This window comes from Streptomyces sp. AM6-12, assembly GCF_044327085.1.
GTDB lineage: Bacteria > Actinomycetota > Actinomycetes > Streptomycetales > Streptomycetaceae > Streptomyces.
This window is the reverse complement of the sequence record NZ_JBIQWN010000001.1, coordinates 3,156,240-3,176,659: the sequence shown is the minus strand read 5'-3', so window position 1 is coordinate 3,176,659 and position 20,420 is coordinate 3,156,240. Positions and strand designations below refer to the sequence as shown.

At 72.2% G+C, this 20,420-nt stretch carries 23 protein-coding genes; 15 read left to right on the top strand and 8 right to left on the bottom strand.

Annotated elements, in window-relative coordinates; genetic code table 11:
- Nucleotides 1-77: 77 nt before the first annotated feature.
- Nucleotides 78-740, top strand: a complete 663-nt coding sequence (locus tag ACE4Q9_RS14305) for a TetR/AcrR family transcriptional regulator (protein ID WP_397984621.1) — start codon at nt 78-80, stop codon at nt 738-740.
- Here ACE4Q9_RS14305 and lgt read toward each other — a convergent pair.
- Together lgt and ACE4Q9_RS14295 are read right to left on the bottom strand one after the other, a co-directional pair.
- Nucleotides 727-1,581 carry a prolipoprotein diacylglyceryl transferase gene (gene lgt / locus ACE4Q9_RS14300; protein ID WP_397984620.1) on the bottom strand — a complete coding sequence of 285 codons (855 nt, stop codon included), beginning with the start codon at nt 1,579-1,581 and terminating at the stop codon, nt 727-729. The genes ACE4Q9_RS14305 and lgt overlap by 14 nt on opposite strands.
- 144 nt (nt 1,582-1,725) lie before the next feature.
- Nucleotides 1,726-2,577 (bottom strand): MaoC family dehydratase, encoded by an 852-nt coding sequence (locus ACE4Q9_RS14295; protein WP_397984619.1) that lies wholly within the window; start codon nt 2,575-2,577, stop codon nt 1,726-1,728.
- A 219-nt stretch (nt 2,578-2,796) separates the two neighbouring features.
- Between ACE4Q9_RS14295 and ACE4Q9_RS14290 the strand changes: the two genes are divergently transcribed.
- On the top strand, nt 2,797-4,755 hold the full coding sequence (locus ACE4Q9_RS14290; protein WP_397984618.1) for an AMP-dependent synthetase/ligase: 1,959 nt from the start codon (nt 2,797-2,799) through the stop codon (nt 4,753-4,755).
- A gap of 208 nt (nt 4,756-4,963) precedes the next feature.
- A complete protein-coding gene (locus ACE4Q9_RS14285; protein ID WP_397984617.1) occupies nt 4,964-5,725 on the top strand; it encodes a G1 family glutamic endopeptidase in 762 nt (253 codons plus the stop codon).
- A gap of 153 nt (nt 5,726-5,878) precedes the next feature.
- Here ACE4Q9_RS14285 and ACE4Q9_RS14280 read toward each other — a convergent pair whose 3' ends face one another.
- The gene (locus ACE4Q9_RS14280; protein WP_397984616.1) at nt 5,879-6,283 is read right to left on the bottom strand and encodes a DUF6879 family protein; all 405 of its coding nucleotides are present in this window, start codon (nt 6,281-6,283) and stop codon (nt 5,879-5,881) included.
- A 35-nt stretch (nt 6,284-6,318) separates the two neighbouring features.
- On the opposite strand from ACE4Q9_RS14280, the gene ACE4Q9_RS14275 reads away from it, so the two are divergent.
- Complete coding sequence (locus tag ACE4Q9_RS14275; protein WP_397987209.1) at nt 6,319-6,972, top strand: class I SAM-dependent methyltransferase; 654 nt, start codon at nt 6,319-6,321, stop codon at nt 6,970-6,972.
- Between the two features lie 23 nt (nt 6,973-6,995).
- Here ACE4Q9_RS14275 and ACE4Q9_RS14270 read toward each other — a convergent pair whose 3' ends face one another.
- Nucleotides 6,996-7,430 (bottom strand): ATP-binding protein, encoded by a 435-nt coding sequence (locus tag ACE4Q9_RS14270; RefSeq protein WP_397984615.1) that lies wholly within the window; start codon nt 7,428-7,430, stop codon nt 6,996-6,998.
- Nucleotides 7,431-7,538: 108 nt separating this feature from the next.
- Here ACE4Q9_RS14270 and ACE4Q9_RS14265 point away from each other — a divergent pair, with 108 nt between their 5' ends.
- The 6 genes from ACE4Q9_RS14265 (at nt 7,539) to ACE4Q9_RS14240 (ending at nt 13,896) form a co-directional block, all read left to right on the top strand.
- A complete protein-coding gene (locus ACE4Q9_RS14265; protein WP_397984614.1) occupies nt 7,539-8,402 on the top strand; it encodes a helix-turn-helix domain-containing protein in 864 nt (287 codons plus the stop codon).
- On the top strand, nt 8,399-8,644 hold the full coding sequence (locus ACE4Q9_RS14260) for a DUF397 domain-containing protein (RefSeq protein WP_397984613.1): 246 nt from the start codon (nt 8,399-8,401) through the stop codon (nt 8,642-8,644). The genes ACE4Q9_RS14265 and ACE4Q9_RS14260 overlap by 4 nt, the downstream gene beginning before the upstream one ends.
- A gap of 2 nt (nt 8,645-8,646) precedes the next feature.
- The gene (locus ACE4Q9_RS14255) at nt 8,647-8,838 is read left to right on the top strand and encodes a DUF397 domain-containing protein (RefSeq protein WP_397984612.1); all 192 of its coding nucleotides are present in this window, start codon (nt 8,647-8,649) and stop codon (nt 8,836-8,838) included.
- A 152-nt stretch (nt 8,839-8,990) separates the two neighbouring features.
- A complete protein-coding gene (locus tag ACE4Q9_RS14250) occupies nt 8,991-9,794 on the top strand; it encodes a hypothetical protein (RefSeq protein ID WP_397984611.1) in 804 nt (267 codons plus the stop codon).
- A gap of 115 nt (nt 9,795-9,909) precedes the next feature.
- The gene (locus tag ACE4Q9_RS14245) at nt 9,910-10,704 is read left to right on the top strand and encodes a BTAD domain-containing putative transcriptional regulator (protein ID WP_397984610.1); all 795 of its coding nucleotides are present in this window, start codon (nt 9,910-9,912) and stop codon (nt 10,702-10,704) included.
- Between the two features lie 171 nt (nt 10,705-10,875).
- On the top strand, nt 10,876-13,896 hold the full coding sequence (locus ACE4Q9_RS14240) for an AfsR/SARP family transcriptional regulator (protein WP_397984609.1): 3,021 nt from the start codon (nt 10,876-10,878) through the stop codon (nt 13,894-13,896).
- A 147-nt stretch (nt 13,897-14,043) separates the two neighbouring features.
- Here the strand turns inward: ACE4Q9_RS14240 and ACE4Q9_RS14235 are convergent, their stop codons facing one another.
- From ACE4Q9_RS14235 to ACE4Q9_RS14225, 3 genes are all read right to left on the bottom strand, one after another.
- A complete protein-coding gene (locus tag ACE4Q9_RS14235) occupies nt 14,044-14,229 on the bottom strand; it encodes a hypothetical protein (protein WP_397984608.1) in 186 nt (61 codons plus the stop codon).
- A 172-nt stretch (nt 14,230-14,401) separates the two neighbouring features.
- Entirely contained in the window at nt 14,402-15,082 is a 681-nt protein-coding gene (locus ACE4Q9_RS14230; protein WP_397984607.1) for a class I SAM-dependent methyltransferase, read from the bottom strand.
- 138 nt (nt 15,083-15,220) lie between these two features.
- Nucleotides 15,221-15,424 (bottom strand): cold-shock protein, encoded by a 204-nt coding sequence (locus ACE4Q9_RS14225; protein ID WP_004984723.1) that lies wholly within the window; start codon nt 15,422-15,424, stop codon nt 15,221-15,223.
- Nucleotides 15,425-15,712: 288 nt separating this feature from the next.
- On the opposite strand from ACE4Q9_RS14225, the gene ACE4Q9_RS14220 reads away from it, so the two are divergent.
- The 5 genes from ACE4Q9_RS14220 to ACE4Q9_RS14200 all read left to right on the top strand — a co-directional run bounded on the left by ACE4Q9_RS14220 (nt 15,713) and on the right by ACE4Q9_RS14200 (nt 20,027).
- A complete protein-coding gene (locus tag ACE4Q9_RS14220; RefSeq protein ID WP_397984606.1) occupies nt 15,713-16,561 on the top strand; it encodes a menaquinone biosynthetic enzyme MqnA/MqnD family protein in 849 nt (282 codons plus the stop codon).
- 66 nt (nt 16,562-16,627) lie between these two features.
- Nucleotides 16,628-17,347, top strand: coding sequence for a prepilin peptidase (locus tag ACE4Q9_RS14215; protein WP_397984605.1), 720 nt, complete (start codon nt 16,628-16,630; stop codon nt 17,345-17,347).
- Nucleotides 17,348-17,441: 94 nt separating this feature from the next.
- Nucleotides 17,442-18,641: a cyclic dehypoxanthinyl futalosine synthase gene (gene mqnC, locus ACE4Q9_RS14210; protein ID WP_397984604.1), complete on the top strand. Its 1,200-nt coding sequence runs from the start codon at nt 17,442-17,444 to the stop codon at nt 18,639-18,641.
- Between the two features lie 7 nt (nt 18,642-18,648).
- Nucleotides 18,649-19,251 carry a hypothetical protein gene (locus ACE4Q9_RS14205; protein ID WP_397984603.1) on the top strand — a complete coding sequence of 201 codons (603 nt, stop codon included), beginning with the start codon at nt 18,649-18,651 and terminating at the stop codon, nt 19,249-19,251.
- A gap of 83 nt (nt 19,252-19,334) precedes the next feature.
- Nucleotides 19,335-20,027, top strand: coding sequence for a demethylmenaquinone methyltransferase (locus ACE4Q9_RS14200; protein WP_397984602.1), 693 nt, complete (start codon nt 19,335-19,337; stop codon nt 20,025-20,027).
- Nucleotides 20,028-20,042: 15 nt separating this feature from the next.
- Here the strand turns inward: ACE4Q9_RS14200 and ACE4Q9_RS14195 are convergent, their stop codons facing one another.
- Nucleotides 20,043-20,351, bottom strand: coding sequence for a PASTA domain-containing protein (locus tag ACE4Q9_RS14195; RefSeq protein WP_397984601.1), 309 nt, complete (start codon nt 20,349-20,351; stop codon nt 20,043-20,045).
- Nucleotides 20,352-20,420: the final 69 nt, after the last annotated feature.

The window sequence follows — 20,420 nt, the reverse complement described above, 5'->3', positions numbered from 1 at the left end:
CCTGTTGACGGCTGCGGGGAATATCAAGATCGTCAAAGGCCGGGTCGCAGTTCCGGCGTCCCTCTAGGCTTGCCCCCATGAGTGGCGGCAGGACCAGACGGATGCCGAGGGCGGAGCGCGAGCGGCAGATGCTCGACGCCGCCGTGCGGATCATCGCCCGGCACGGGTACACCGCCGCGTCGATGGACGAGATAGCCGAACTCGCGGGCGTCTCCAAGCCGCTGGTGTACCTCTACCTCCACTCCAAGGACGACCTCTTCACCGCGTGCATCCGCCGCGAGGCCGCCGCCCTGACACGGGCCGTGCGCGCGGCGGTCCGCCCCTCCTCGCCCGCCGACCGCCAACTCTGGGACGGCGTCCGGGCGTTCTTCGCCTACACCGCCGAGCACCCCGACGGCTGGACCGTCCTGCACCTCCAGGCCCGCACCCACGGCCCGAGGTTCGCCGCCGAGGCCGACGCCCTGCGCACGGAGATGACCGCGTTCGTCACCCGCCTGATCGCGGCCGCCGCCCAGGAGTCCCCGCACTCCCGCGACCTCCCGGCCCACGAACTCGCCGGCCTCGCCGTCGCCCTGGTCGGCTCGGCGGAATCCCTGGCCGACTGGACCAACACCACCCCGTCCGCCACCGCCGCCCAAGCCTCCGAGACGTTGATGAACTTCGCCTGGTCCGGCCTGGGCAACCTGATGTCCGGCAACCGCTGGGCCCCGCCGGGCGTGGCACCGCTCAGCCGGCCCTGACCCCCGTCTCCCCGGCCTCCGCGGGCTCCGCGATCTCCGCGTCCGCCTCCCGCGGCGCCCTGCGGCGTTGCAGCAGGACGAACCACACCAGGCCGGCGAGGGCCGTCAGGGACGCGATGTAGAAGTTGAGGCGCAGGCCCAGGAAGTACTGCGAGTAGTCGACGCGCAGCGACTCCTCGAAGATGCGGAAGGCGGAGTAGCCGGTGACGTACAGGGGGAACAGGCCGCCGGGGCGGGCCCTGCCGCTGCGGCCCAGGCGGATCAGGACGGCCGCGAGGAGCAGGTCCCAGATCAGTTCGTAGAGGAAGGTGGGGTGGAAGGTGGCGTTCTGGAGGTAGCCGGCGGGGCGGTGCGCGGGGTCGATCTCCAGGCCCCAGGGGAGGCTGGTCGGGCCGCCGAACAGCTCCTGGTTGAAGTAGTTGCCGATCCGGCCGATGGCCTGCGCGATCAGCAGGCAGGGGGCCAGCGCGTCCATCATGCCGGGGACCGAGGCACCGGCCCGCCGCAGCCGCCACACGCAGACGGCCGTGGCCAGGGCGACGCCGCCCCAGATGCCCAGACCGCCGTCCCACACCGCTACCGGGCCCCACCAGTGCGGGGGGATGGCCGCCGGGGTCGTCAGGTCGAAGTAGATCCGGCCGCCGAGGATGCCGAACGGCACGCCCCAGATCGCGACGTCCTCCACCAGCGCCGGGTCGCCGCCCGCGGCCTGCCAGCGGCGCCGGCCCAGGTGGACGGCGAGACCGATGCCCACGACGTACATCAGGCCGTAGAAGTGGATGTACAGGGGCCCGAGGTGGAAACCGTTCACCGAGGGGGAGGGGATGGCGGCTAGCAGCATGGGGACGAGGGTACGTGGGGCGTCTCTTACCGGCCGCCCCGACCAGCCCCGGCCGCCCCGACCAGCCCCGGCCGCCCCGACCAGCCCCGGCCGCCCCGACCAGCCCCGACCGGCCCCGAGCGCCCCGAGCCGCCCTCCACCCTCCTACGGCACCCCGCCGACCGTCCCCGACACCTGCACCCGGCCGTCCCCGCCCCGCAGTTCGAACCGGTCGCCCGCCGGCGACGCCCCGTACCGCACCACCCCCGGCAGCGGCACCGGCGCCCGGAACTCCACCCGTGCCGAGCCGGCGTCCCCGTGCTCCGCCACGCACCGCGCCGCCGTCCACATGCCGTGCGCGATGGCGCGGCGGAAGCCGAAGGGGCGGGCGGTGAGGCGGGTGAGGTGGATGGGGTTGCGGTCGCCCGAGACGGCGGCGTAGGCGCGGCCCAGGTTCGCGGGCAGCGACCACTCGGCGAGGGCCGGGAGCGGAGCCGTCTCCTCCGGAAGGGGGCCTGGAAGGGCCGCGGGCATACCGTCCACCCCCGTCCCGTGCCGGCACAGATACGTACTGGTCGACTCCCACACCAACGCCCCCGCCCGCCGCGCCCGCGTCACCACCGTCGCCTCCGTCCCGCGCCGGTGCGGGGCCAGCCCCGAGACGTGCACGGTGAGTTCGTACGGCTCCCGTGCGGGCAGCGGCGCGTGCCGGGCGAGGGTGATCGAGGTGTGCACCAGCCCCGGCAGCGGGAGCGGGAAGTCCCGCGCGCCGAGCAGCCGGATGGCCAGGGGGAACGCGAGGACATGAAGGTAGGGGAGGGGGAGGGTGCCGGCGGCGGGGAAACCGCACAGGCGGGCGTACCGCGCCAGCCGGTCCGGCTCCGCGCGCACCCCGCGCAGCACCAGCCGCGTGTCCGGGTACGGCGCCCCCGCCGACGGCCGCTTGCCCAGCGAGCGCACCGCGCCGGCCAGCAGCAGCGGCCCCAGCGCCGGTGCCCGGTCGAGGACGGTCGGCATCAAACCCCCCGAAGACGGGAACAGATCGCTTGCCCAGCGGTAAAGTTACCGCAGGTAAGTCGAGGTGGGCCAGTGCCGGAAGCTGCAACAGCCCCGCACAGCCCCGTCCCCGGACCAACCCCGGAACCGCACGAAACCCCCACGACGGGCCCGTACGATCACTCGCCTGACCGGCGGTAACACCTCAGCTCGTTCGCCGCGCGCTCCGGGCGCCGGTGCATGCCTCGCCGCCCGTCCGAGGAGCCGCACGTGTCCCCCCTCCACCCCCGCAACCCCCCGGTACCCGCCGTCGATTACGACGGCCGCCCGCTGCTCGTCGCGCCCCACACCCGGCGCCTCGACGGGGCCGTACGGGAGGCCGTCGTACCGCCCGTCGCGGCGCCGGTGACCCACGGGTCGCTGGCCGACCTGCCGTTCGACAACGCCGCCGGGCACCCGGACGCGGTGGTGCTCGGCCGCAGGCTCGGAGACGGCCGCTGGGCGGACGTCACCGCCGCGCGGTTCGCCGGGGAGGTGCTGGCCGTCGCCAAGGGGCTGATCGCGGAGGGGCTGGCGCCCGGCGACCGGATCGCGATCATGGCGCGTACGAGGTACGAGTGGACGCTGCTCGACTTCGCCGCCTGGGCCGCGGGCCTCGTCACCGTCCCCGTCTACCCCACCTCCTCCGTCTTCCAGACCCGGTGGATCCTGCACGACTCCGGCGCCGTCGCCCTGGTGACCGAGACCGCCGCCCAGGCCGCCGCCCTCGGTCCCGAGCTGCAACACCTGCCGGACCTGCGGCACTTGTGGGTCATGGAGAAGGGGCACGTGGAGCGGCTGGCCGACGCGGGGGCGCCGGTGCCGGAGGGCGAGACAGGGGTGCGGCGCGGCATGCTCGGGCCCGACACCCTGGCCACCCTCGTCTACACCTCCGGCACCACCGGCCGCCCCAAGGGCTGCGCCCTGACGCACGGCAACTTCTTCGCCGAGGTGGACAACGCGATCGAACTCCTCCACCCCGTCTTCCGGCAGCACGACGACGACCCGTCCGTCCTCCTCTTCCTCCCCCTCTCGCACGTCTTCGGGCGCATGGTCGCCATCGCCTGCCTCCGTGCCCGCGTCCGCCTCGGGCACGCGCCCAGCCTCAAGGCCGCGGACCTGCTGCCCGACCTCGCCGCCTTCCGGCCCACCGCCCTGCTGACCATCCCGTACATGCTGGAGAAGGTCTTCAACTCGGCGCGTGCGCAGGCCCAGTCGGGCGGCCGGGGGGCGGTCTTCGACCGTGCGGCCGTCGTCGCCCGGCGCTACGGCGAGGCGGTCCAGGGCCGCCAGAGCGGCACCGGCGGCGGCCCCGGCCGCGCGCTGAAGACCCAGCGCGGCTTCTACGACCCCCTCGTCTACCGCCGTATCCGCGCGGCGCTGGGCGGCCGGGTCAGGCACGTCATCTGCGGCGGCTCCCCGCTCGGACGCCGCCTGGCCGCGTTCTACGCCGGTGCGGGCATCGAGGTCTACGAGGGGTACGGCCTCACGGAGACCACCGGCGCGACGACCGTCACGCCCCCGCTCAAACCCCGGCTGGGCACGGTGGGCTGGCCGCTTCCCGGCACGCGGGTGCGCATCGCCGCGGACGGGGAGATCCTCGTCTCCGGTGACCACGTGCTGCGCGGCTACTGGGACCCACAGGCCGGCGGTGTCGTCCCCGCCACCCGCGAAGGCTGGCTGCCCACCGGGGACTTGGGCGAGCTGGACGACGACGGCTACCTCACCATCACCGGCCGCAAGAAGGAACTCCTCATCACCTCCGGCGGCAAGTCGGTCGCCCCCGCCCCGCTGGAGAACTGGCTGCGTCAGCACCCGCTGATCTCCCAGGTGATCCTGGTCGGCGACGACCGCCCGTACGTCGCGGCCCTGCTCACCCTCGACGCCGAGGGTGTCGTGCACTGGCGGCGGATGAACGGGAAGCACCCGGTGCCGCCCGAACTGGTCGCGGGCGACCCCGAGTTGCGGGCCGTGCTCCAGCGCGCCGTGGACGACGCCAACCGGCTCGTCTCCCGCCCCGAGTCGATCCGCCGCTTCACCGTCCTGCCCGTCGACTTCACGGAGGAGGCCGGTCATCTCACGCCCTCCATGAAGCTCCGGCGCGCGCGGATCCTCGCGGACTTCGGCCGGGAGGTGGAGGGGCTGTACGACGGGGTGTGAACGCCGCGGTGGCCCGGCGCGCCTGGCCGGTTTCTCCTTCAACACTCCTTTTGTAGAAGGCTCTTGGCAGGACCTTTGCTGTGAAAACCCGGATGCCGGGTGACAACGGGACACGTGTTGACTGCACACTGACAACCACGGGCGCACGTTCCCCCCACTGGTGGCCGCCAGTCACGTCTGCACCGCGAGACCCGCGATAAGGAGCAGCATGTCTGCCACGATCCGCCTCACCGCAGCCACAGCCGTCGCCGCCGCCGTCCTGTCGGCCCTGGCGACCTCCCCCGCGGCCGCCGTCGCCGCGCCGGCGCTGCGCATGACCCCGGTCAGCGGTCACATCACCAGCCACCACCTGGTCGGTGGCATCAGGAACAGCACCAGCTCCAACTGGGCCGGCTACGCGGCGACCGGTACGACGTTCACCAGCGTCTCCGCGAGCTGGGTGCAGCCGGCGGTCAGCTGCACCAGCAAGACCACGTACTCGTCGTTCTGGATCGGCATCGACGGCGACGGCAGCAACTCCGTGGAGCAGACGGGCACCGAGGCGGACTGCTCCAGCGGGCAGGCTGTGTACTCGTCCTGGTACGAGATGTACCCGGCGTACCCCGTCAACTACAGCAACGCGGTGAGCGCGGGTGACCACTTCACCTCCACGATCACCCGCAGCGGCTCGACGTACACGCTCACCCTGAAGGACACCACCAAGGGCTGGACGAAGACCACCACCAAGACGCAGAGCGGTCTGTCCAACGCCTCCGCCGAGGTCATAGCCGAGGCGCCGTCCAGCTCCACCGGTGTGCTGCCGCTGTCGAACTTCGGCACCGCGAACTTCACCAACGCCACCGCCAACGGCCAGGCGATCGGCAACTACTCGCCGGACAAGATCGACATGGCGTCGGGCAGCACCACCAAGGCGACCACCTCCGCGCTGAGCGGCGGCGAGAACTTCTCGGTCACCTACAACCACAGCTGACCCGGACCCCGCACCACCGGGGCGGCGCCGGACGCGACGACGCCCGGCACCGCCCCACCGGCGTCCCCCGGACCCCGCGTAGGCCCGGTCGTCCAGCCATGTCCCCAGGGCGGTCGCATCGCCGCTGATCCGATGATCCTGAGGCGGGCATGGTCAGATCGGCTCGTAGTCCTCGTGCGCGATGGCGCGTGCCCGCACCGTCTCGAAGGCCGTGTTCACGAGGTCCAGTACGGCCGGCTCCGTGCGGGGCAGCCGGCGGACGGATTCGCCGGCCGCCACGTTGGCGAACGTCATGTCGTGTTCGTACCGGATGTGATCGGTGCCGGGTTCGGAGACGACACGGGCGCGTCGCATCACGACCCCGCGGGCCGTCGTCCCAACCACGAGGTCCCGCCAGGAGCCCCACCAGTCGGGCAGGTTGTCAGGATCGCCGGCATAGCGGTGCCCCGCCCGCCAGCGGGCGAACTCGGGGTCGTCCGGGGTGTACCGGTCCCGCATCTCCAGGTGCACGGCGGAGCGCCGCGCCTGCGCCAGTCCTTCACGGACGGGGTACTTCACCGCTGCCGCCTTCCGGTCGCGGAACGTACTTCAGTATCACTGCCGGAAGCGTCAGACGAACCGGACGCCCGGCCACGCACCATGCTGGCGGCTTCGCGGAGTTGGTGCGGGGGGACAAGGCCGTCGGGGATCCGGGGTGCGGGCCCGGACGCGTGACGGCGTACCTCGCCGGGCTCGGGCTGCCCGCCTTCGGCGTCGATCTGTCGCCGAAGATGATCGCGCTGCCCCGGCAGGCGCACCCGGAGCTGCGGTTCACCGTTGGCTCGATGACCGCGCTGGAGACGGGGGACGGCGAGCTGGGCGGCATCCTCACCTGGTACGCCACCCACCACACGCCCCCGCAATGGCTGCCCGCGCTGTTCGCCGAGTTCCACCGCGCGCTCGCCCCCGGCGGCCACCTCCTCTGGGGCGACTACGTCGGCGACGAGCGGCTGCGGCCCACCCAGGGCTACGGCCACCCGGTCTATGAGTCCCACCTCCTGCCCCTGGACCGCGTGGCCGGGCTGCTGGAGGAGGCCGGACTCGTCGTCACCGCGCGGCTGGAGCAGGAGCCCGGCGGGCGGGCGGACAGGCCGCGCGCCTGCCTGCTGGCCCGCGCACCCGCCGCCGCCCCGCCCGGCCCCGACGGCAACGGCGCCGACGGCCACGGCGCCGAGGCCCCGCCGCGGTCACCACTCCTAGGGCGGTGACCGGTAACCGCGGCGGCCCCGTCTCAGCGGGGCGGCCCGGCGAGCGGGATCTCGGCCCACACCGTCTTGCCCACGACGCGTTCGCGCACGCCCCACGTCCGGGCCAGCGCGTCCACGACCACCAGGCCCCGGCCGTGCTCGTCCCCCGGCGCCGCCCGCAGGACCCGCAGCGGCCGGTCGCCCCGCGTATCGCTCACCTCGATGCGCAGCGTGTCCTCATGCGGCAGCAAGGTCAGCCGCAGCTCGAAGTCCCGGCCGGGCACCCGGCCGTGGACGACGGCGTTGGTCGCCAGCTCCGAGGCGAGGAGCTGGGCGGTGGTGTTCAGCACGCCGTCATAGGGATAACCCCAGGTGTCGAGCGAGGTGCCGGTGAGCCGTCGGGCCAGTCGCGCCCCGCGCGGGGTGGCGCTCAGGCGCTGGATCAACTCTTTCAGGGGGGTGGAGATTTCCAGATTCACATCACCGAGCGTGGCCGGTTCTCCCTACTCTGACCAGGAGGGACCCGGCGACTCTGCGTAGTCGTACGGGCACTTGTCGGCGCGTGTACGGGATGAACGGAGGACGGAGTGGTAGACGAGAAAGAGCGGCGGCCGGACACTCCTGCGCAGGAGAACGGATCGGCCGGCGTCTTCACCGCGCTGGGCAGGCAGCTGAAGTTACTGAGGGAGCGGGCAGGGCTCAGTCAGACGGAGTTCGGGAACCGGGTCGGCTACGGCCCCGACCACATCTCGGCCATGGAGCGGGGCGTACGCACCCCCAGGCCGGAGTTCCTGGTCAAGGCCGACACCATCCTCGACGCCCAGGGGATGCTGACCACGGTCATCCCCGACGTGGAGGACGCCATGCGCCGGGCGCGGACCCGGCACCCGGACTGGTATCGGGGCCAGGCCGAGATGGAGAGGGAGGCGGTGGAGCTGCACTTCTACGCCACCCACGCCGTACCGGGTCTCTTGCAGACCGAGGCTCACGCGCGGGCCTTGTTCGCCAAGCATCGACCGTTCCTCAGCGAGGAGACCATCGAGAAGCGGGTGGCTGACCGACTCTCACGACAGCAGGTCTTCGAGCGCTGGCCCGCGCCCATCGTCAGCTATGTCCTCGAAGAGGCGATCCTCGACCGGCCGATCGGCGGCCCACGGGTGCACGCCGATCAGCTGCGGCGCCTGCTGGCCATCGGGGACAGGCAGAACGTCGAGATCCAGGTGATGCCCACAGGCTGCGAGGAACACCCCAACATGGACGGCGCGTTCAACCTTCTAGTACCGAAGGGACACGAGCAGGTGGCGTACCTGGAAGCACAGGGCCATCCCCAGCTGATCATCAACCGTGACGACGTCCGGAAGATCGCCGACCGCTATGGGATCATGCGCGCGATGGCACTGACTCCCAAGGAATCCCGCGCCCTGATCGCGGAGAAAGTGGAGAAGCTATGAACACCGAGAGCCGGACCTGGTTCAAGTCCAGCTACAGCGGCGGCGAGGGCGGCGAGTGCGTCGAACTCTCCTACGCCTGGCGCAAGTCCAGCTACAGCAGCGGCACGGGCGGCGAGTGCGTCGAGGTCGCCGAGCACCCCACCGCCATCCACATCCGGGACTCCAAGCGCCCCACCGCCCCCCACCTCACCGTCACCCCCTCCGCCTGGGCCGCCTTCCTGGGCGCGGAGAAAGCGGAGTAGCCATGAGCACCACCGGCGGACCTGTCTGGCGCAAGTCGAGCTACAGCAGCCATTTGGGCGGCGACTGCGTCGAGGTCGCCGCGCTTCCCGCCGCCGTCCACATCCGCGACTCCAAATCTCCCGCAGCCCACCTCACTGTCACCCCCGCAACCTGGGCATCCTTTCTGACAGTTGCCCGCGTACCGGCGAGGTGAGGCAATGACGGGTCGGCGAGAGGAAGGGACCGGTAGCGTACGGGGCGTCGTGCCCGCAACCAAATGCCGGGGAACCGTCCGGGACCGGATCGGTAACGCCCGCTCGTAGCCTGCCGTTCCACCCTCGCCGACTTCGTCATCCGAGCAGAGGTATGAAAGAAGACAACGACGTCAGCCGGATCTTCCTGCTGAACCCGGAAGCGCGCCTCCTGCGGGAGGCGCAGCAGGCCGGTGTTCAAGTGCGGTCGGCCTGGGCCGACACGCACGACGAGTCCGCGCTGCGGCCCCTCCTGAAGGAGGCCGCGGCGGCCGGGCTGTTCGTCAACCCCGCGCGCGCCCTGCGGCTGCTGGCGGACCAGGACGCCGTACAGCGCCTGGTCCGGGACAACCGGCTGTCGCCGGACGCCGGTGCGCTCTCCGGCGCGCCCCGGCTGACCGTGGAGACGCTGAGCGTGCACGGCATGCACCAGACCGTGGGGATCACGGCCCGGATGCCGTACGGCCTGCTCTCCCCGGCGCCGCTCACGGAGGACACCGCGGCGGAGGTACGGGCCGTGGTGACCGCCCTGCTCGACCTGACCGGGTACCAGTACGGGCCCGCGCACACCGGGGTCACGCTGACCCGGCAGGGGCCGGTGATCACCGGGTGCCGGGCGGGGCTCGGGGACGATCCGATCCCCGAACTCCTCAGGGTCGCCGGGGGATTCGACCTCGCCGCCGGAGCCGTCCGGGTACTGGCCGGAAAGCTCGTGGAGGCGGTACGGCCGGAACGATTCGCCGCGGCGGCGGAATCCAGCCGCCCGCCCGGCGGACGGCAGCCGCTGCCGGATGTCCGGTTCGTGCCGGTGCACGGCGGCTGCCTGCCCGGATACCTCGTGGTGCAGGCCGACTCCCCGGCGCGCGCCGCCCAGCGGGTGACCTCGCTGGGCGAGCTGGTCGCGGGCGGGGCGGGCTGATTCCAGCCGCGGGGACCGGATCGGTATCGAACCGGTAGAAGCGCGCCCCACTGTTGATACGTCGCCGGAAGAAGGACGACGACGCCAGCGACGTCAACAGGAGGCGGAGCAAAGGATGCTGAAGTTCTCGATCCTCGGGGCACTACAGGTCCGTACCGTGTCCGGCCCGGCGGAGATCAGCGGCGACCTCCAGCGCACCCTCGTACAGACGCTGCTGGTCAGCGAGGGGCAGCCGGTCTCCGGGGAGAGCCTGGTCGAAGAGATGTGGGGCGAGGCCGTACCCGACAACCAGGCCAACGCCCTCCAAGCGCACGTGAGCAGGCTCAGGCGCAAGCTGAAAGCCCTGGAACCAGGTCGTCCGGTATCCCGAGTGACGATTCATCCCTCCGGATACCGGCTGACCGTGGAGGAGGGAGAGGTGGACGCCGCCGAGTTCGTACGGACCGTACGGGAGGCGGAAACGGCGTCCGCGTACGACGCGGAGGGCACCGCCAGGATGCTCGGCCGGGCGCTCGCGCTGTGGCGGGGGCCGGTGTTCGGCGGGTTCCCCGGCGGACCCCTGTGCCAGCTCGCCGGGGCCCGGTACGAGGAGTACCGGATGCGGGCCATGGAGCTGCGTTTCGACGCGGAACTGCGGCTCGGAGGGCATGCGGCGGTCCTCGCGGAGCTGGCCGAGGCGCACACCCACCACCCGCTGCGCGAGCGGTTCTGCGAGCAGCTGATGATCGCCCTGTACTGCTCGGGCCGGCAGGCGGACGCGCTCGACGTGTTCCGCCGGATGCGCCGCCAGCTGGACGAGGAACTCGGCATCCAGCCCTCGCCCGCGCTGCGCCGCGTTGAGAGCGCTATCTTGCGGCATGACCCCGCCCTCATGAGGGATGCGCGTTCGACCCTCCTCCAGATCGCCTGAGGTGGTTAGCCTGTTCGCCAGGGCCGAGAAAGACCCCAGGTAGCCGGAATCGCCTCCTCCGTGTTGCCCGTTCGGGTACAACCTAGGGTGGTCCCGAACATCTCGGGCCGGGCGGCGCGGCGGGGCGGAGGGGACGGGTTCGTGGAATCGGCGGCATCCGGTCGTCCTGTCGTGCGCTTCAACATCCTCGGCTCGCTCGAAGGCTGGTGCGGGCAGCGCCGGTTGAGGCTCGGCAGTCCGACCCAGGAACGGGTGCTGGTCACCCTGCTGCTCGAACCCGGCCGCATGGTGCCGATGTCCCGGCTGATCGCCGCGGCCTGGGACGACGAGCCGCCGCAGACGGCAAGTCACCAGATCCGCAAGTGCGTTGCAGCCCTGCGCACCCACATCCCGGACGGCGCGGCCCTGATCGTCACCGATGGCGCCGGGTACCGCGCCATGCTCGGTGAAAACCAGCTCGACCTCTACGAGTTCACCGAGCGGTCCAGACAGGCCCGGCAGGCGGTGGCGGCCGGCCGGCCCGAGGACGCCGTCGGGCATCTGCGCTCCTGCCTGGAGCTGTGGCGGGGCCCGGTGATGGCGGGCTCCGGCGGCTCCGTGATCAGCGCCGCCTCCGCGGCGCTCGAAGAACGCCACATGGCGGTCGCCGAGCAGTACTTCGAACTCCAGCTTGAGCTGGGCCAGTCCGGCGAACTGATCGGCCCGCTGCGCGAGCTGGTCACCGCCCACCCGCTGCGGGAGACCCTGCGCGGGCGGCTGATGCTGGCCCTGTACCGGGCCGGGCGGCAGGCCGAGGCGCTGGAGGAGTTCGGGCGGGTGCGCGACCTGCTGGTGGAGGAGCTGGGCATCGATCCCGGCGCCGAACTCACCCGGCTCTACGAGGCGATCCTGCGCGACAGCCCCGAAGTCGCCGCCCGCGTACCGCAGTCGGTGTCCGACCGCGCCGCCCTGCTGGTCCCCGCGCCCTACACCACCCAGAGCTCCGGCACCGAGCCCGCGCCCTGCACCCTGCCCTACGACCTGCCGGACTTCACCGGCCGGGACGAGGAACTGGCCCGGCTGGTCACCGTGGGCTGCGCCCCGGCCACCGGCGGCACCCGGATCGTCGGCGTGGACGGCATGGGCGGCAGCGGCAAGACCGCGCTCGCGGTGCACGCCGCCCACCTGCTGGCCCCGGAGTATCCCGACGGCCAGCTTTTCGTGGACCTGCGCGGCTTCAGCCCCGGCGAGAAGGCCCAGGAGCCGGGGGCGGTCCTGCACTCCTTACTCCACACGCTGGGCATCCCGGACGAGCGGATACCGGACGATCTGGAGCGCCGTACCACCTTCTGGCGAACCGTTTCCGCCCAGCGGAAGCTGCTCCTCCTGCTGGACAACGCCGCTGACGCCGCACAGGTGCGGCCGCTGCTGCCGGCCTCCGAGGACTGCCTCGCCATCGTCACCAGCCGGGTGCGGATGCTCGACCTCGACGGCTCCGAGTGGCTGTCGCTCGGCCTGCTGTCGGCCGGTGACAGCGCCACCCTGCTCACCCGGATGCTGGGCGCCGACCGCACCGCCGCCGAGCCGCGGGCCGTGGACCGGCTGGCCCGGCTGTGCGGGGGGCTGCCGCTCGCCCTGCGGATCACCACCGCCCGGCTGCGCAACCGGCCCCGCTGGACGGTGCAGTACCTGGTCGACCGGCTCGCCGACGAGACCCGGCGGCTGCGCGAGCTGAGCGCCGGGGAACGCAGCGTGGAGGCCACGCTCAGACTGTCGTACCAGGCGATGGACGAGGACCAGCGCGGCGCCTTCCGGCTGCTCGGGCTGCACCCCGGCAGCGCCATCGACGTGCCCTCCGCCGCCGCCCTGCTCGGCACCGACGGCCACGACGCCGAGGACCTGCTGGAGTGCCTGCTCGACGCGCACCTGCTGGAGCAGCACGAGGCGGGGCTGTACGGCTTCCACGACCTGGTGCGCACGTACGCGCTCAGCGTGCGCGAGGTGGAGGACGACGAGGAGTCGGCCGTCGAGCGCCTGGTCGCGTACTACATCCAGAGCACCGACCGGGCCTGCGAGACCCTGTTCCCCGGCCGCAACCGCTACAGCGACGCGCCGGGCACGGGCGAACCGGTCCTGCCCCGGCTGGACGACGGCGAGCAGGCGCTGCGCTGGTTCGACCGGGAGTACGAGGCGCTGCTCGCGGTGGTCGCCCAGGCCGGCACCCAGGGCCTGCACCGCCCGGCCGCCCTGCTCGCCCGCAACCTCCTCTTCTACCTCGACCTGCGCGGCCGGTACGAGGAGTTCCGGGTCGTCGGCCGGATCGGGGTGGCCGCCTGCCGCCAGCTGGAGGACCCCGGGCTGCTCGGCATCAGCCTGTGCAACCTGGCCGTGGCGCACTGGTGGCTCGGCGACTTCCAGGACGGCATCACCACCGCCCAGGAGGGCCTCGAGCTGTCCCGCGGCAGCGATCCGCGCTCCGAGGCGATGTGCCTGGACATGCTCGGGCTGCTGCACGGCTCCCTCGGCAATTTCGAGGAGGCCCGCGCCTATCTGGACGAGGGCATCGCGCTGCACCGCAAACTGGGGGTGGCGCGGATGGAGGCGGAGGCGCTGGTCAACCTCGCCACCGTGCAGATCTGGACCGGGCACCACGCCGAGGGCGCGCGCAACGCGGCCCGCGCCACCGAGCTGAACCGCCGCCTGGGCGAGCGCAGCAACGAGATCCACTCGCTGACCTTCCTCGCCCTCGCCCACCTCGGCAGCGGCGAGGACGAACGGGCCCGCGCCTGCCTCGCCCAGGCCCTGGAGCTGTGCGACGAGTCCCGCCAGCCCGCCAATGTCGCGGTGGTCCTCGCCCACTGGGCGCGGGTCTGCCAGCGGCTCGGCGATGTGCGCTCGGCCGCGGAGCACGCCGAGCGGGCGCTCGACCTGGTCTCCGCGGAGGGCACGGCGCTGCGGCAGGCGACGGTGTCCAACGTGGTCGGCCTGGTCCACCTGGGCAGCGGGGCCCCCGAGCGGGCCATGGAACTGCACGGCCAGGCCCATGAACTGGCCTCCCGGCACGGCTACCGGATCGAGATCGCGTACGCCCTGCACGGGATGGCGCAGGCAGCGCGGGCCCTGGACGACGAGAAGACGGCCGAGCGGCACCACGCCCAGGCGCGGGCGCTGTACGACGCGATGGGGGTCACGGAGCCGGGGCGGCGGCTGTAGGTCCACGTCCGGCGCCGCCCCGGCCGGTGGGTTCGTCGTACCGGCGTACACGGCGACGGCACCGGTGGGTGTGGTACCCGGCCGGTGCCGTCGTCGCTCGTGGGGGGATGCTCGCGTCGGTGGGGGAAGCCGCGGCGGGCCGGACGGTCAGGAGTGGACGAGACCCGGACCGCGGTCGTCGGCCAGAATCGAGCCGGCGTGGCTGCTGGTGCCCTGCACGACGGCCTGGTGCAGCCCGGTGGCGGGCAGCGCCGCGGCGGCACCCAGGGCGAGGACACCCGCGCCGGTCAGAGCCGCCAGAACCGTCTTCGTACGCAGTGCGATGGAACGCATGTGCAACCCCTTGTGAGAGACGGACCGTGTTCCGGTCGCCGGGCTCTCCCCGACGCCACGACCGATGTTTGGGGCAAGCGGTCCCCAAGCTGTCCCCGCCTGGTACCCGGCCCGGGGAGGCCGTCGGTAGTACCGCTCGGCCGCGCAGCTCAGGATGGGTGTCGGGCGGGTGTCAGCCGGGCCGGACGACTTCCAGGAAGGCCTGGGGGACATGGGCCACACCCTCGCCCAGCGTGTCGTCGGGCTCGCGGACGGCCCGGAAAGCGAGCGTGAACCCGGCGTGGGCCAGCAGCCGGATCATGTCCTCGGGCCGCCGGCGCCGGAAGTCCAGGGAGACCGGGTGGCCCCAGGGGTTCTCCAGCCGGCGCGGCTCCTCGCCGGTCTGGAAGGCCAGCAGCAGCCGCCCGCCGGGCGCCAGGACGCGGTACAGCTCGGCGAACAGGTCCGGGAGCCGCTCGTCGGGGGTGTGGATGGAGGAGTACCAGGAGACGGCACCGGCGAGGGCGCCGTCGGGCAGCGGGAGGTCCAGCATGGAGCCCTGCTCGAAGCGCAGACCGGGATGGTCGCGGCGGGCCACGGCGAGCATGGCGGCGGAGAGGTCCAGCCCGAAGACGCCCAGGCCCAGGACGGCGAGATGCCCGGTGACGGCGCCGGGGCCGCAGCCGAGGTCCGCGACGGCGGCTCCGGGTCCCACCCGCTCCGCGAAGGCGGCGGGCAGGGCCCGCTCCAGCGGCTTGTCGGCGAGGGGATCCGCGAAGTGAGCGGCGTAGTCCTCGGCGACGGTGTCGTAGAAGGCGCGGGTGGCGGTGAGGAAGTCCGGGGAGTCCTGGGGCCGGTCCTGGGTTGCGGTCATGACGGGGAACGTAGTGGGCCATGAACGAATCGCGCACAGCGGAGCGCGGCGGGGCCCCAGGAAAGGCAGGAGCCCCGTCGCCGAAGACGGCGCGGGGCTCCTTGGGTACTGCTCTCAGGTTCTGCGATCAGGCAGTGATCAGACGGGGGTGACGTTCTCCGCCTGCGGGCCCTTCGGACCCTGCGTCACGTCGAAGGACACCTGCTGGTTCTCCTCGAGGGAGCGGAAGCCGGTGGCGTTGATCGCGGAGTAGTGAACGAAGACGTCGGGGCCGCCGCCCTCCTGGGCGATGAAGCCAAAGCCCTTTTCGGCGTTGAACCACTTAACGGTTCCGGTAGCCATAAGCCCTCCTTGGGCTCAAAAGGGTTTGCCCTGCTCCAGAACCTGCAAGTGCGAAAACGTGCTGCACCACTGCATTCGTCTGAAAACGACGAGAGCCCGCGGTCACATGCTCCGCAGGCTCTGTACTGCAAGGGAAACCAAACTGCAACTTGCGGCGAGCCTAGCATGCAGGCAGCCGAAAGCAATAGAGGGAAAGATCACTTCACCCAGATGTTTGAAAGCCGGTAACCCGTTTGACGGTGGGGCCGGTCCGAGCACCGTACCAGCCGAGGGCTAGAGTCCCGCGATGTGGACATTTCTCGCACCCGGCCGCGCGTCGGCCACATCCAGTTCCTGAACTGCCTGCCCCTCTACTGGGGGCTCGCGAGAACCGGCACCCTCCTCGACTTCCAGCTGACCAAGGACACGCCGGAGAAGCTCAGCGAGCGGCTGATCAAGGGGGAGCTCGACGTCGCCCCGGTCACCCTGGTCGAGTACCTGAAGAACTCGGACGACCTGGTCGCCTTCCCGGACATCGCCGTGGGCTGCGACGGCCCCGTGATGTCCTGCGTGATCGTCTCCCAGGTCCCGCTGGAGCGGCTGGACGGCGCGAAGGTCGCCCTCGGCTCGACCTCCCGCACCTCCGTCCGGCTCGCCCAGCTCCTGCTGTCCGAGCGGTTCGGGGTCCAGCCGGAGTACTACACGTGCCCGCCCGACCTCGGCCTGATGATGCGGGAGGCCGACGCCGCCGTACTGATCGGGGACGCGGCCCTGCGCGCCAACCTGCACGACGGCCCGCGCTACGGCCTCGACGTGCACGACCTGGGCACGCTGTGGAAGGAGTGGACGGGTCTGCCGTTCGTCTTCGCGGTGTGGGCGGCCCGGAAGGACTACCTGGAGCGCGAGCCGCTCATCACCCGCCAGGTGCACCAGGCGTTCCTGGACTCCAAGAAGATCTCCCTGGAGGAGGTCGACAAGGTCGCGGAACAGGCCGCCCACTGGGAGGCGTTCGACGCGGAGACCCTCGCCAAGTACTTCACCACCCTGGACTTCAGCTTCGGTGAGCCGCAGCTGCGCGCCGTCGCCGAGTTCGCGCGCCGGATCGGCCCCACGACGGGCTTCCCGGCCGACGTGAAGGTGGAACTGCTCCAGCCGTAATCACTACGCTTGCGGTGGTCTACGGGGGAGAGGTGGGACCGTGCAGCCGCTCGCGGGGGACGAGGAGTGACCGCGCTGCTCGCGCTCGGCGCCCTGCTGTGGGGCGCGCTCAGCGGCGCGCTGCTGCCCCGCGCCGCCCACCGTCTCGCCGTACCGGACGGCGAACCCCGGCGCGTCCGGTGCGAGGGCGGGCATGTGGTGCGGGGCTGGGTGGGGCGGACGCCGTGCGGACAGTGTGCCGCCACCACCGGTCCGGGGCTTCCCCTCGTCACCGCCCTGGTCTGCGCCGCCCTCGCCGCCGCGACCGGTCCCCGGCCCGAGCTGGCGGTCTGGTCGCTGCTCGCCCCGGCGGGGGTGCTGCTGGGGGTGATCGACCTCCGGGTACGGCGGCTGCCCGACGTGCTGACCCTGCCGCTCGCCGCCGCCACCCTCGCGCTGCTGGGCATCGCCGCGCTCCTCCCCGGCCACGCCGGGCACTGGCCCACCGCGTTGTACGGGGCCCTCGTCCTCGGCGCGGCGTACACCGTGCTGCACCTGGTCAACCCGGCCGGAATGGGCTTCGGGGACGCCAAGCTCGCCCTGTCGGCGGGGGCCGCGCTCGGGTGGTACGGCTGGCCAGCGGTGCTGCTCGGCACCTTCACCGCGGTCCTGTCCGGCGCCCTGTACGGCGGCGCGCTCGTCGCCGTACGGAAGGCCGCGCGGAAGACGGGTGTTGCCTTCGGTCCCTTCCTGCTGGCCGGAACCCTCGCCGGGGTGCTGATCGGCGCGTATACGGCGCTGTCGTAGGCTGGTCCGGTCCGCCCACCCGTCTCCCACCACCACCCTGTACGAGCGCTTCGCGCACTGCCATGAATCATCCCCTTATGAAAGGGACGCCCCGGTGACCGAGAAGGCCGACCTCCAGTCCGTCCTCGACCGTGCGGCCGCCGGTGGGCGGATCACCCCCGAAGAGGCCGTCGCCCTCTACCGCGACGCCCCGCTGCACGCCCTGGGCGCCGCCGCCGACGCCGTACGCCGCCGCAAGTACGCCGGTATCGAGCACATCGCGACGTACATCATCGAGCGCAACATCAACTACACGAACGTGTGTGTCACGGCGTGCAAGTTCTGCGCCTTCTACGCGGCACCCAAGGACACCGCCAAGGGCTGGACCCGCGACCTCGACGACATCCTGCGCCGCTGCGCGGAGACCGTCGAGCTGGGCGGCACCCAGATCATGTTCCAGGGCGGCCACCACCCGGACTACGGCGTCGAGTACTACGAGAAGCACTTCAAGGCCATCAAGGACGCCTTCCCGCAGCTCGTGATCCACTCGCTGGGCGCGTCCGAGGTCGAGCACATGGCCCGGATCAGCGGGGTGTCGGTCGAGGAGGCCATCACCCGGATCCACGCGGCCGGTCTCGACTCCTTCGCCGGCGCCGGCGCGGAGCTGCTGCCCGAGCGGCCGCGCAAGGCCATCGCCCCGCTCAAGGAGAGCGGCGAGCGCTGGCTGGAGATCATGGAGACCGCGCACAACCTGGGCGTGGAGTCCACCTCCACCATGCTGATGGGCACCGGCGAGACCAACGCCGAGCGCATCGAGCACCTGCGGATGATCCGCGACGTACAGGACCGCACGGGCGGCTTCCGCGCGTTCATCCCGTACACGTACCAGCCCGAGAACAACCACCTCAAGGGCCGTACGCAGGCGACGATCTTCGAGTACCTGCGGATGATCGCCATCGCCCGGCTGTTCCTCGACAACGTGCGGCACATCCAGGGCTCCTGGCTCACCACGGGCAAGGAGGTAGGCCAGCTGTCCCTGCACTACGGCGCGGACGACCTCGGCTCGATCATGCTGGAGGAGAACGTGGTCTCCTCGGCCGGGGCGAAGCACCGCTCCAACCGGCTGGAGATCATCGACCTCATCCGCAAGGCGGGGCGGGTTCCGGCGCAGCGCGCGACGACGTACGAGCACCTGGTCGTGCACGAGGACCCGGCGAACGACCCGGTCGACGACCGCGTGGTCTCGCACATCTCCTCCACGGCGATCGAGGGCGGCACCGCGCACCCCGAGCTGAAGCTGCTCTCCGCCAACTGAGCGCGCCGTGCTGACGATTCACGCCGACTCCAGGGGGCACGCGCTCGCCGTCGAGGGCGAACGGGTCGTGGGTACCGGGGAGTTGGGGCCGCTGGCCGACGACTATCCGCGGGCGCGGGTGCGGCGGTGGCCCGGCATCCTCACGCCCGGATTCGTCAACCTCCACGGCCCCGAGCTGCTGGAGGAGGCGTACCACCCGGACCCGCGGGAGGCCGGGGAGCTGGGCACCGAGCCGCTGACCGGCGACGCGCTCGCCCGTCTCGCGCTGGACGACGTCCGGTGGGGCGGGAGCGCGCGGCGGGGGGTGCAGCGGATGCTGGCGCACGGGACGGTGGCGGTGGCGGGCACGCTGCGGCGGCCGGCGGCGGTGGACGCGGTACGGCGCACCGGGCTCGACGTGCTGCCCCGGTCCGGGCGGGCCGCAGGGGTGCCGTCCCTGGACCCGCCGGCGTGCGGACTTCCTCCGGAGGTCCGGCCGCGCCGGGAGCGGGGGTCGGTCGCGTCGTTCGCCGTGTTCGACGTCGCGGACGAGCAGGAGCTGCTGGCGCGGGGGGCGTCGACGTGCGTGGCGACGGTGATTCGGGGCCGGCTGCTTTTCAGACGCCGGTAGCCGCGCGGCACCTCGCGGCGAGCGGCGCCTGTCATCCGCAAGCCCGCCGCAGCTCTGTGATGCCGGGCTGCGACAATGATGACGTGACCCGCGCATCCCTGGACAAGCAGCCGCACGAAGTCGCCTCGATGTTCGACAACGTGGCGGAACGGTACGACCTGACCAACGACGTGCTGTCCCTGGGACAGGACCGCCGCTGGCGCAAGGAAGTCGCACAGGCCGTCGACGCCCGCCCCGCGCAGAAGGTCCTGGACCTCGCCGCCGGCACCGCCACCTCCTCCCTCCCCTTCGCCCGCACCGGCGCCTACGTCGTGCCCTGCGACTTCTCGCTCGGCATGCTCCAGGTCGGCAAGAAGCGCCACACCTGGCTGCCGTTCACCGCGGGCGACGCGACGAAGCTGCCGTTCAAGGACGACACCTTCGACGCCGTGACCATCTCCTTCGGCCTGCGCAACGTGCAGGACTTCGACGCCGCGCTGCGCGAGATGCACCGCGTCACCAAGCCCGGTGGCCGCGTCGTCATCTGCGAGTTCTCACACCCGACCTGGGCGCCCTTCCGGACCGTCTACACCGAGTACCTGATGCGCGCCCTGCCCCCGGTCGCCCGCGCGGTCTCCTCGAACCCGGACGCGTACGTCTACCTCGCCGAGTCCATCCGTGCCTGGCCGAACCAGCCCGGTCTCGCCGGACGCCTCCGTGAGGCCGGCTGGTCCAGGGTCGCCTGGCGCAACCTCACCGGCGGTGTCGTCGCCCTGCACCGCGGCTTCAAGGACTGAGCCCCGGCGGGGGTCTCACCGGCCGATCATCTCGAACGCGTCCCCCGCCTCCCGCAGTTCCCGCCGGAGCCCACCCGCCGGCGGCCGGGGGGCGCGTGGTTCGCGCACGCCCCCGCCGCCCTCGCCGTCCGTGAAGTCGAACCACACGTAGACCACCGAGTCCACCGGCACTTCCGCTCCGGGCGGCGGGTACTGGCGTACGACGTAGTCCACGACCGCCCGGTGGAAGTCCGGGCGGTCCGGCGCGGTCAGGAACAGCCCCCGGATCCGCGCGGTCTCGCGGGCGTCCACGGCCATCAGACCGACCAGCCGCGGCACACGCACATCGGGTGTTTTGGGTGTTGTGTGCACAGATGTCACCCCCAGCGGTACTGGAAGGGTAACCCCGGCGCC

Excerpts from the sequence above, each read along its gene's own strand:
- ACE4Q9_RS14305 (WP_397984621.1), top strand. The coding sequence starts at position 78 with ATGAGTGGCGGCAGGACCAGACGGATGCCGAGGGCGGAGCGCGAGCGG.
- lgt (WP_397984620.1), bottom strand. The coding sequence starts at position 1,581 with ATGCTGCTAGCCGCCATCCCCTCCCCCTCGGTGAACGGTTTCCACCTC.
- ACE4Q9_RS14295 (WP_397984619.1), bottom strand. The coding sequence starts at position 2,577 with ATGCCGACCGTCCTCGACCGGGCACCGGCGCTGGGGCCGCTGCTGCTG.
- ACE4Q9_RS14290 (WP_397984618.1), top strand. The coding sequence starts at position 2,797 with ATGCCTCGCCGCCCGTCCGAGGAGCCGCACGTGTCCCCCCTCCACCCC.
- ACE4Q9_RS14285 (WP_397984617.1), top strand. The coding sequence starts at position 4,964 with ATGTCTGCCACGATCCGCCTCACCGCAGCCACAGCCGTCGCCGCCGCC.
- ACE4Q9_RS14260 (WP_397984613.1), top strand. The coding sequence starts at position 8,399 with ATGAACACCGAGAGCCGGACCTGGTTCAAGTCCAGCTACAGCGGCGGC.
- ACE4Q9_RS14255 (WP_397984612.1), top strand. The coding sequence starts at position 8,647 with ATGAGCACCACCGGCGGACCTGTCTGGCGCAAGTCGAGCTACAGCAGC.
- ACE4Q9_RS14250 (WP_397984611.1), top strand. The coding sequence starts at position 8,991 with ATGAAAGAAGACAACGACGTCAGCCGGATCTTCCTGCTGAACCCGGAA.
- ACE4Q9_RS14245 (WP_397984610.1), top strand. The coding sequence starts at position 9,910 with ATGCTGAAGTTCTCGATCCTCGGGGCACTACAGGTCCGTACCGTGTCC.
- ACE4Q9_RS14235 (WP_397984608.1), bottom strand. The coding sequence starts at position 14,229 with ATGCGTTCCATCGCACTGCGTACGAAGACGGTTCTGGCGGCTCTGACC.
- ACE4Q9_RS14230 (WP_397984607.1), bottom strand. The coding sequence starts at position 15,082 with ATGACCGCAACCCAGGACCGGCCCCAGGACTCCCCGGACTTCCTCACC.
- ACE4Q9_RS14225 (WP_004984723.1), bottom strand. The coding sequence starts at position 15,424 with ATGGCTACCGGAACCGTTAAGTGGTTCAACGCCGAAAAGGGCTTTGGC.